The organism is Melioribacter sulfuriphilus, assembly GCF_052656625.1.
Genome location: NZ_JBQXXK010000006.1, coordinates 273,469 through 283,164 on the forward strand (window position 1 = coordinate 273,469; position 9,696 = coordinate 283,164).

The window sequence follows — 9,696 nt, forward strand, 5'->3', positions numbered from 1 at the left end:
AACAAAATGAGACCAATTCAGGAAATAATCAAAGCAAAACCATGGGTAGCATGGTTAATCTTTTTTGCAACCGTTGTTGTAGTATTTTTTATTGGACTTTTTGCTTCTTCTATAATCGAAAGGAGAAGCGAATCGTTCACTCTGCAAGTAGTAAAGCCGATAGCGGAGTGGGAGCCCCGCAATGAAGTATGGGGAGAAAATTACCCACGTGAATATGAAACTTATCTAAAGACACTCGATACAAATTTTGCCAGCAAATACGCCGGATCCGTTACGCGCGATTATCTCGAATTATCACCCGAGCTTGTAATTATGTGGGCGGGTTATAGTTTCTCAAAAGATTATGAAACTCCAAGAGGACATGCCTACGCAATTAAAGATATTCGCAATACATTGCGTACCGGCGGTAATAAAGTCAGTCCGATGCCCTCGACTTGCTGGACATGTAAAAGTACTGATGTACCGCGTGTTATGGCAAGAGATGGAGTTGCCGAGTTTTATAAAGGGAGCTGGATCGAAAAAGGACATGAATTCGTAAATCCAATTGGTTGCCAGGATTGCCACGATCCAAAAACTATGGATTTAAGAATTACAAGACCAGCTCTTATCGAAGCTTTCCAACGCCAGGGCAAAGACATCAAAAGCTTTAGTCACAACGAGATGCGTTCGCTTGTGTGCGCTCAATGTCATGTTGAATACTATTTTGACAAAACAAAAGTGGAAGGCGCACAGTATCTGACATTTCCGTGGGATAAAGGATTCAGTGTGGACGATATGGAAAAATACTATGATGAAATCGAATTTTCCGACTGGACACATGCACTTAGTAAGGCACCGATGTTGAAAGCACAACACCCCGATTACGAGCTTTATATGACAGGTATTCATGCCGAAAGAGGTGTTTCATGCGCCGATTGCCATATGCCTTACAAAACCGAAGGAGGAGTTAAATTTACAGACCACCACATTCAAAGTCCTTTAAACAATGTGGAAAATTCCTGTCAGGTATGCCACAGGGAAAAAACCGAAAGTTTGATTAAAAATGTTTACGACCGCCAGGACAGAATTCACGAATTAAGAAGATATGCCGAGAAAGCCCTTGCAGCTGCACACATTGAGGCTAAAATTGCATGGGATAACGGAGCAACCGAATCGGAAATGAAGAAGGCTCTCAAACTTATCAGGCACGCACAATGGAGATGGGACTGGACTGCAGCTGCAAACGCAATGGGTTTCCATTCGCCTGTTGAAGCACTAAGAGTTCTTGGGACTGCAATTCAAAAAGCCGAAGAAGCTCGCAGAGAAATTGCTGCTGTTCTGATTAAACACGGCGTGAACTATCCGGTTGAATTACCCGACATCTCAACAAAAGAAAAAGCACAAAAATATATCGGTCTCGACATCAATGCACTCGAAGCAGACAAAAAAGAATTTCTGAAAACCACAGCAGTTAAGTGGGATAGCGAAGCTAAAAAACGACAGGGAACTTTAAAGAAATACTAATTTATGAAGAGCGGACTTATCCGCTCTTTTATCAATTCATCAAAATTGAGGAGCATTAACATGAAAAAAATTCTATCACTACTTCTTGCGCTTCCTATCATCCTAAATGCTCAAAGTATTTACAAACTCGATTTCCAGTTACGTCCACGCTTTGAAATTGACAACAAAGATTTCAATTCGTCTACAAATCCAAATACTTTTACAGCATTGAGAACGCGACTTGGACTGAAATTCAATGTTTCCAAGGACATGAGTGCTTACATTCAATTGCAAGACTCCAGAATTTTTGGAGAAGAAATCTCAACATTGAGTAATTCAAACAATCTTGATCTTCACCAAGCTTATTTCAAAATTAATAACTTTTTCGATTTACCGGTTGACATTAAAGTCGGCAGAATGGAATTAAAATATGGCTCGGAAAGATTTTTAGGACCTGTCGACTGGCATAATGTTGGTCGTTCGTTTGACGGCGGCGTATTAACCTTCAAAAGCTCTCTACTTAATGCAGATTTAATAGCTGTAAGAGAGTTCGAGAAATTCAACGTAGGCGACTCTCTTGATCAGAATATTTATGCATTGATGACCGATTTGTTTCTTTTCGAATCGTACAAAATTCAACCCTTTGTGATCTGGCAGAGAGTTAATCCAACAAATTATCTCGACAGGGCAACTCTTGGATTCTATATTGCTGGTAACCTGAAAAATTTTCAACATGAAATTGATTTCGGATTCCAGACAGGCTCTGCACTTGTAAACGGCAGAGAACAAGATCTTAATGCGATGACTTTTTCGATCAACACGAATTATAATTTTAGTCATTCATTAAAACCATCTCTCGGATTTCAATTAGACTATGCAAGTGGAGACGACAATCCTCTCGACAACGAATACAAAGCGTATACCTCAGTCTATCCAACCGGACATAAATTTTTCGGTTTCATGGACTACTTTGTCAACCTGAACAACGATACATATAATCTTGGAATACTTGATATAGCAGTTAAATGTAGCATCCAACCAATAAGGGCTCTAAGCATTGCCTTTAATTACCACATTTTTCGCTCTGTCGAAGATTATGTTTATTCGGGCGGGACTTCCAACGAATTCGGTTCTGAAGCAGATTTGACGTTTAATTATAAATACAATGAATATGTCGATTTTCAGGCAGGTGCTTCTCTGTTTAATCCTAGCAAGATATTCGAAAGATTGCGTGGCAATGATTTATCTTCGTGGTATTATCTAATGGCTACTGTTAATTTATAATTTCATTTTTAAGACCGCCGGAATGTTCACTTCAACCCGGCGGATTGATTTACAGTTTTTTTAATCCAATCTTTTATCATCTCAAGCGCGGGCATATAAATTGTCTCTTCTATAGAACCATATTCAAGTGGCAGACCAGTTATCGATTTTTGAAAAAGATGATTCAAATCGTCGCACACGACGGTTTTAAATTGTTTATTGCCAGCAGCTTCCAGCGCTTTTATTAGTGCCGTCATATTTTCTCTTGCAGGAACTTGAAGGTCTTTACTGCCCCAAAGTGCAAGAATAGGAATCTTTACATTTTCAAGTGCCCACGCTGGATCGTATTTTAAGAAAAACCTGAACCAGGGACTCAAATAGTTCTTTGCTTTTCGATCAAATTCGTCGAAACTGTATTCGGGTTTCTTTTTCACCTCTTCCGGCAACGCTTCAATCTCTTTCTGGTATAATTCCTTCAATTTATTGTAAACAACTAAGCTGTCTGAGTTATTAGTAATAATTTCAAAAACAATTTTCATTTCTGAAACTGTGCGGGAAATTGTAAGACTGTCGATACCCTGGGTTTTCATTATTAATTCAGTTTGAAGCGGAATCAAATCCTTACCCGGAATTCCAGGAGGAGCGAGCAGCACAAGAAATTTGACATCATCAGAAGAAGCAGCAACCATTGGAGCAATTAAACCTCCTTCGCTGTGACCAACCAATCCGATCTTTTCGTGGTCAATTTCGTTCCTTGTTTTGAGATATTCGACTGCAGCAACTGCATCTTTCATAAAATCTTCAGTTGTAGCTGTGTAAAAATTACCACCGGATTTATTCACGCCGCGATCGTCATATCTCAATGCTGCAATACCATTTCGTGTAAGATAATCGGCAATAATTAAAAAAGGTTTATGACTGAAAATTGTTTCGTCTCTGTCCTGCGGTCCGGAACCGGAAATTAAAACAATCGCAGGGAATTTACCTTTTCCGGAAGGCAATGTTAATGTTCCTACTAATTTAATATCGTCGTAAGGGTTTAAAAATGTTACTTCCTCTTCAATATAAGGAAATGGTCTTTCAGGATTCTGTGGTCGTCTTAATTCGGCTATTCCTTCAGTTTTTTCAAGTATCAAGGGAAGATTATAACCAGACTGACTGAAAATTCCTGTTATTTTTTTTCCTTCTTTTTCGAATGCCCCTTTGAACGACGCACCTATTGATGCAACCGAAAATTTAAGACTATCGCTGCTTATGTATATTTCTGTAACCTGCATATTTACCACGCCCTGATTTGGGCTATCCAGATGTGCAGCAAGCTTTCCTTCTTTGGTTGCAAAAATTTTCAGGACTACGTTAAGAGCTGTTTGACCGAAATTCAGTTTACCCTGCCAGTACGAATCATAATTGATATTTTCGAATTGTGCATTTAATCCGCAATAGCACATCATCAATGCAAATAATATTTTTTTCATAAACCCTTCTATTTTTCTGTTTTTGTATCAGTAATTGCTTCATTATTATTGCTAATTTCCTTAAGACGATTATTCTTTCGTAATGCTTCTTTCAGAAGAAATTCAATTTGTGCATTGATGCTTCTTAAATCGTCTGCCGCCCATTTTTCTAAAGCTTCATAAATTTTTTCGTCTATACGAAGTAAAAATTTCTTTTTGTCTGCCATATTAAAAATTACTTTTAAATGCATGAATTAGATAAACAGGAAATGCTACAACCCACGGATTCTTATTAATCTTTTCGCTTGCATTTGTAATTATTATATCAATGCTCTTGCTTTTAAGACTAATGTTTTGTTTATATAAAACCAATTTGTCATTACCATAAAACAGTTCATCATACTTTTTGAATGGATTCAATGCGATAGAAAAGTGAAGACCCATTGGTAATTTGAGAGTACCTTTATTCTTAAAAAATTCTTTATAAAAAAAAGCCGTTGGCAAATCAAAGCCATATGGTCGAATAGAGATGTCACTTTTCCAGATACTTTCCCTGTAAAACTCCCACTCGCCCCATTTTCCTTCTAACAGAAAATTGTTCTTAAGAAAACCCGTTCTTTTGAGCCCTGCTATTAATTCTTCTTCAAGTTTAATTTCAAGATTTCTATTAATAACCGACTGCTGATTAACGGTAAAGCGCATTCCTTTTTCAAATTTATATTCTTTTTTCGTCATAATTTTTTATTGATAGAGTGTTCCCGTATTAATGACAGGTTGAGCCTGCACTTCTGATACAAGGGCTACCATCAAATTGTTAACCATTGTTGCTTTTTTATCTTCGTCGAGTTGTACTATCTGTTGCTGGCTCAGAGTTTTAAGAGCCATATCGACCATACCGACGGCACCTTCGACAATTTTCTGGCGAGCTGCAACAACTGCTTGAGCCTGCTGACGGCGGAGCATTGCCTGTGCAATTTCAGGTGCATATGCCAGGTGGCTTATTCGTGCTTCGAGAATTTCTACCCCCGCAATTTCGAGTCGCTGTTGTATATGAGTCTTTAATCGTTCGGAAATTTCGTTTTGACTCGTGCGCAAGGACATTATATTTTCATCGCCGCTGTCGTATGAATATTCGGTTGCCAGAGTTCTTATGGCGGTCTCGCTCTGTATTGCAACGAATTGTTCGTAATTCTGGACGTCGAAAATGGCGCGTGCCGAGTCGACAACCCGCCATACAATTACCGCTGCAATTTCAATTGGATTTCCGTCGAGGTCATTCACTTTTATAACGTCGCTGTTAAAATTGTGAATCCTCAGCGATACTTTCTTTTTTACAGACAATGGATTTACCCACCAGAAGCCCGAATTTTTTACTGTACCGGTATATTTCCCGAACAAAATCAGTACCTTCGATTCGTTCGGCTGAATAATAATAAATCCCAATGGATAAATCACATCAACAATTGCCAACAAAATGAATGCTAAAAGTTTTTCTTCTTCTGGATGTCTGGCATAACTTCCAATTACTAACAAAGTAATTAACAATAAAGCCAGATAAATTAAAACCATTAAATAACCATTAATTTTAAATCCGTTTTTTTCGACTACTTTTTCCATATTCCCTCCTTAAAATGATATCACAAAGATATCATATCAATATCTTGAAGTCAAATAAAAAATCATTATATTTATACTAACGAACGTTCGTATTATGAAAACACGCGAAAAAATAATTTCTGTATCATTAAAATTGTTTTCTGATTATGGATTTGCTGCCACATCTGTCAGACAAATTGCAGCAGAAGCAGGCATAAGGTAGAGCTCCATTTATAACCATTTCCGCTCCAAAGACGAAATATTAACCGAGCTAATTAAAAATTATTCTGCTCTCAATTCAGCAAGAGAAATACTCAATGAAGAACTGCTCGACAAATTATCTGAGCCTGTCGATTTCTTTGTAGACTTTTCCGAAGAGCTGCTAAAGAAGTGGTCTTCGCCCGAAGAAGTACAATTTACACGGCTTATTCTCTCCGAACATTTCAGGAATATTGATGGACTGAAAATTTCAATATCAATTCTTTTCGAAGAGACAAGAAAAATAGTTAAATTAATTCTGACAGAAATGAAGAAGAACAATTTAATTGAAAACGAAGTTGAGCTGCTTACTGAAGAATATCTGACGCCTTTATTTTTCATTCGACTTGAAAAGATGACAGTGCTTCCTATCGACAAATCGATATTTGAGATGGCACAGAAGCACTCGCGATTTTTCTGGCAGAATATAAAAAGGAGATAAGCTTGCTAAAGGAAATTCCATCGAAAGAAGATATTATTAACGCTGCAAATATAATCAAGGAGAAAGCTCACCGGACTCCGATTCTTTCTTCTTCGGCTATAAATTCAATGTTCGCATGCACGATTTTATTCAAATGCGAAAATTTTCAGAAAGCTGGCGCCTTTAAATTTAGAGGTGCATATTACACTTTGAGATCATTAAACAGGGATGAATTAAAAAAGGGCGTAGCGACGCATTCTTCGGGCAATCACGCAGCAGCACTGGCTTTATCAGCCAAACTACTGAACAGCAAGGCATATATCGTTATGCCTGAAACGGCACCTCAAATAAAAAAGGATGCAGTGCGCTCATACAATGCAGAAATTTACTTTTGTCAACCAACTCTCAAATCAAGAATTGAAAAAGTTGAGGAAGTAATCTCTAAAACTGGCGCAACATTAATCCATCCATACGATAACTATTCGATAATAGCTGGACAAGCAACCTGCGCTTTCGAAGTATTTGACGAAGTAAAAGATGCAGATTATATAATTGCACCGGTAGGAGGTGGAGGCCTGTTAAGCGGCACATCACTTTCTGCAAAGTATTTCTCAAAGTCTACAAAAGTAATTGGAGCCGAGCCGGAAGGAGCCGACGATGCATTCCGTTCAATTCGAGATGGATTTATTCATCCGTCAGTTAATCCGAAAACAATTTGCGACGGCTTATTAACTCAACTGAGCGACAGGACTTTTAATATAATAAGAAATAATGTCGACAGGATATTCACCTGCAGCGATCAATCTGTAATAGAATCGATGAGACTAATCTGGGAAAGGATGAAAATAATAGTCGAACCTTCGGCTGCAATAACTCTTGCAGCGATACGGGAAAATCAAATGTTTTTCGAACGTAAAAAAGTGGTTTGCATTTTGTCGGGGGGCAATTTAGATCTGAATCGCCTCCCGTGGAATTCATAATTTTATTTCTTGTTCATAAATTCGATAATTGCCTTACAAAATGCAGGGAGGTCGTCCGGCCTTCGGCTCGATATCATATTTCTGTCAACCACAACCGGCTCGTCGACCCAGATAGCGCCTGCATTTTCAAGATCGTCTTTAATACCGACGGTAGAAGTGCATCTAAAACCCTTCATAATTTTTGCAGAAATTGGAATCCAGCCGGCATGACAGATATGCGCCACAAGTTTTCCCTTTTGATGAAAATGTTGCGTTAAACTAATCACTTTTTCTACACGCCTCAGTTTATCTGGTGCAAAACCACCTGGAATGATCAGTCCGTCAAAATCGGTTTCTTCAACATCGTAGTAAGATACGTCAGCTTTGCACGGATAACCGTTTTTGCCTCGGTACGTTTTACCAGCTTCTGGCCCTGCCACAACCACTTCTGCACCTTCTTCTATCATCCGAAGTTTTGGATACCACAATTCGAGGTCTTCGTAAATATCATCGACAAACATTAAAATCTTTTTTCCTATCAACATAATTTTTCCTTTCGAATTATTATTGTTAAATCGCGCACAATTAATAAAAGTTCATTTCACAATGCCGTTCGTATAAAATCCAATTACTTTTTTGATATGTTCTTCACAAACTCTACAGAAAGGTTTAGCGCCTTTAGAAAACATCAAACAATCGAGCATTGGTCGATACATTCCTTCTGATGAATAGCCCGCTCCTTCGAATGCACCAACTTTATTCCAGTATTTTGAGTTTCTCAAGTAACGATCAACTTCAGCACTGTGTTCTTTATCCTTCCGATTATATTCTTCCTGCAATTTTTTTATTTCACTTTCGGGAGCCTTTATTTTCTTTAATTGAGCAATTTTTTTGTTTAACTCAGCGCGTTCCTTTTGCCATTTTAAATCCATCTTATCAAATTCTTCTTTTTCCCATGGGGTGGGCAATTCGATTCCTGCAGTGACAAGAGATTTCCACTTCAAATTTTCTTTGTCGAGCAGACGGGTTATATTCGGTTCGACAGGCTCCAAATCTTTTGGGTAGAATTCGTTGTATGCTACCGAATTTGTATAATATTCGTCGGCAAGTCCTCCGAAGGAATGTCCGAATTCATGAAGAAAGATATAATCGCTGAATTGGTTGTCGGATGTAAAAGTACAATAAAAATTATAGATACCACCCCCACCGTATCTTTCTGTGTTACACATAATATAAATAGCATCATATGGAACAAGAGCGGCCAGGTCCCTCATTGTTTTATTGTCTTCTGTCAATACATATCTTTCGGAGCCAAGAGAATAAAATGTTGTGCCGAGTAAGTTATTTTTGAATTGACCGGCATCAGGCTCGTCGATGCCACTTTCCTCGGATGCTCTGTAAATCCCAGTAAAGTTGATCTTATCTTTAAATTGATTGTAAGGAGAAAAATTCATTATCAAATCTGTATAGCGCTTTAGATCTTTTTGAAATTTTTCTTCTTCGTCTTTAGTGTAGCCGTCGCCCAAGATCAAAATATCCAGACATTCATGGGGATCTTTTGCAATGTGGGATTTAATAATTTTAGCCTGGCTATCGAAGAATTCTTTTCTTATTACTGTAACATCGTCGGGATCTATTAGTGTACTGAATATTTCTTTGAGCTGGTTTGATCGATCGCGTTTTTCGAGAACGAATTTAATTTTGTTTTTCGGCGCCGGAATAATTGCACTTTCGTGGTACGTACGCAAAATTCCCGAGGCTGCATCATCGGTAGTCTGGTATTCTTTAAAATAGCTGTCGAAGCCCTTCGAATAGAGCAATCTGCCGTCGTTTGCATCGTAAATTTTGTAATAGTATGCCCCGTTGTTAAACTCGTCAATCAGATTTAATTTGCTGCCCGCCCAGATACCGTAGATATAAATACGGTCGATGCTCACAAATTCCCGTTCTGAATCACCGGTATGATAGTAGTCGATTCGCATAGTTTTGTCTTCAAAAAACTTTTCGAATTCACTTTGTGCTTTGATAACATTGAATAACATAATCATGAATACTAATGCAGTTAAAACTTTTCTCATGTTGGTTTTCCTTTTTTTTCGTAAAAATACGTTTATTAAATTATTGGAAAAATTTATGTAAAAGAAACCTCTGAAAAATTATCCAGAATTTAAAAACTTTTTAATGAAAAGCGTTGTAAGAGAATAAACAAAAAAGAGGAAAAGATGCGCAGCAATAAGATTAATAATATCGATTTGTTTACCCA

General features: G+C 37.8%; 11 protein-coding genes. 4 read left to right on the forward strand and 7 right to left on the reverse strand.

What is annotated here, in order from left to right; genetic code table 11:
* The first annotated feature begins 6 nt into the window (after positions 1–6).
* Positions 7–1,503, forward strand: a complete 1,497-nt coding sequence (nrfA, locus tag ACUN8G_RS09890) for an ammonia-forming cytochrome c nitrite reductase (RefSeq protein WP_437346912.1) — start codon at positions 7–9, stop codon at positions 1,501–1,503.
* 60 nt (positions 1,504–1,563) lie between these two features.
* Positions 1,564–2,766: an alginate export family protein gene (locus ACUN8G_RS09895; RefSeq protein WP_437346913.1), complete on the forward strand. Its 1,203-nt coding sequence runs from the start codon at positions 1,564–1,566 to the stop codon at positions 2,764–2,766.
* A 26-nt stretch (positions 2,767–2,792) separates the two neighbouring features.
* Here the strand turns inward: ACUN8G_RS09895 and ACUN8G_RS09900 are convergent, their stop codons facing one another.
* Genes ACUN8G_RS09900 through ACUN8G_RS09915 form a run of 4 tightly spaced genes read right to left on the reverse strand, consistent with a single transcriptional unit; the run spans position 2,793 to position 5,816 of the window.
* Positions 2,793–4,220 (reverse strand): alpha/beta hydrolase family protein, encoded by a 1,428-nt coding sequence (locus tag ACUN8G_RS09900; protein ID WP_437346914.1) that lies wholly within the window; start codon positions 4,218–4,220, stop codon positions 2,793–2,795.
* 8 nt (positions 4,221–4,228) lie between these two features.
* Positions 4,229–4,426: a type II toxin-antitoxin system antitoxin gene (locus tag ACUN8G_RS09905; protein ID WP_437346915.1), complete on the reverse strand. Its 198-nt coding sequence runs from the start codon at positions 4,424–4,426 to the stop codon at positions 4,229–4,231.
* A 1-nt stretch (position 4,427) separates the two neighbouring features.
* Positions 4,428–4,934, reverse strand: a complete 507-nt coding sequence (locus ACUN8G_RS09910; protein WP_437346916.1) for a hypothetical protein — start codon at positions 4,932–4,934, stop codon at positions 4,428–4,430.
* A 6-nt stretch (positions 4,935–4,940) separates the two neighbouring features.
* Positions 4,941–5,816: an SPFH domain-containing protein gene (locus tag ACUN8G_RS09915; RefSeq protein ID WP_437346917.1), complete on the reverse strand. Its 876-nt coding sequence runs from the start codon at positions 5,814–5,816 to the stop codon at positions 4,941–4,943.
* Positions 5,817–5,910: 94 nt separating this feature from the next.
* On the opposite strand from ACUN8G_RS09915, the gene ACUN8G_RS09920 reads away from it, so the two are divergent.
* Entirely contained in the window at positions 5,911–6,018 is a 108-nt protein-coding gene (locus ACUN8G_RS09920) for a TetR/AcrR family transcriptional regulator (RefSeq protein WP_437346918.1), read from the forward strand.
* 59 nt (positions 6,019–6,077) lie between these two features.
* On the opposite strand, the gene ACUN8G_RS09925 is transcribed toward ACUN8G_RS09920, so the two are convergent.
* Positions 6,078–6,395 (reverse strand): hypothetical protein, encoded by a 318-nt coding sequence (locus ACUN8G_RS09925; RefSeq protein WP_437346919.1) that lies wholly within the window; start codon positions 6,393–6,395, stop codon positions 6,078–6,080.
* A gap of 102 nt (positions 6,396–6,497) precedes the next feature.
* Here ACUN8G_RS09925 and ACUN8G_RS09930 point away from each other — a divergent pair, with 102 nt between their 5' ends.
* A complete protein-coding gene (locus ACUN8G_RS09930; RefSeq protein WP_437346920.1) occupies positions 6,498–7,454 on the forward strand; it encodes a pyridoxal-phosphate dependent enzyme in 957 nt (318 codons plus the stop codon).
* Positions 7,455–7,456: 2 nt separating this feature from the next.
* Here ACUN8G_RS09930 and ACUN8G_RS09935 read toward each other — a convergent pair whose 3' ends face one another.
* Together ACUN8G_RS09935 and ACUN8G_RS09940 are read right to left on the reverse strand one after the other, a co-directional pair.
* On the reverse strand, positions 7,457–7,978 hold the full coding sequence (locus ACUN8G_RS09935) for a type 1 glutamine amidotransferase domain-containing protein (protein WP_437346921.1): 522 nt from the start codon (positions 7,976–7,978) through the stop codon (positions 7,457–7,459).
* Between the two features lie 51 nt (positions 7,979–8,029).
* Positions 8,030–9,511, reverse strand: coding sequence for a M64 family metallopeptidase (locus ACUN8G_RS09940; protein ID WP_437346922.1), 1,482 nt, complete (start codon positions 9,509–9,511; stop codon positions 8,030–8,032).
* Positions 9,512–9,696: the final 185 nt, after the last annotated feature.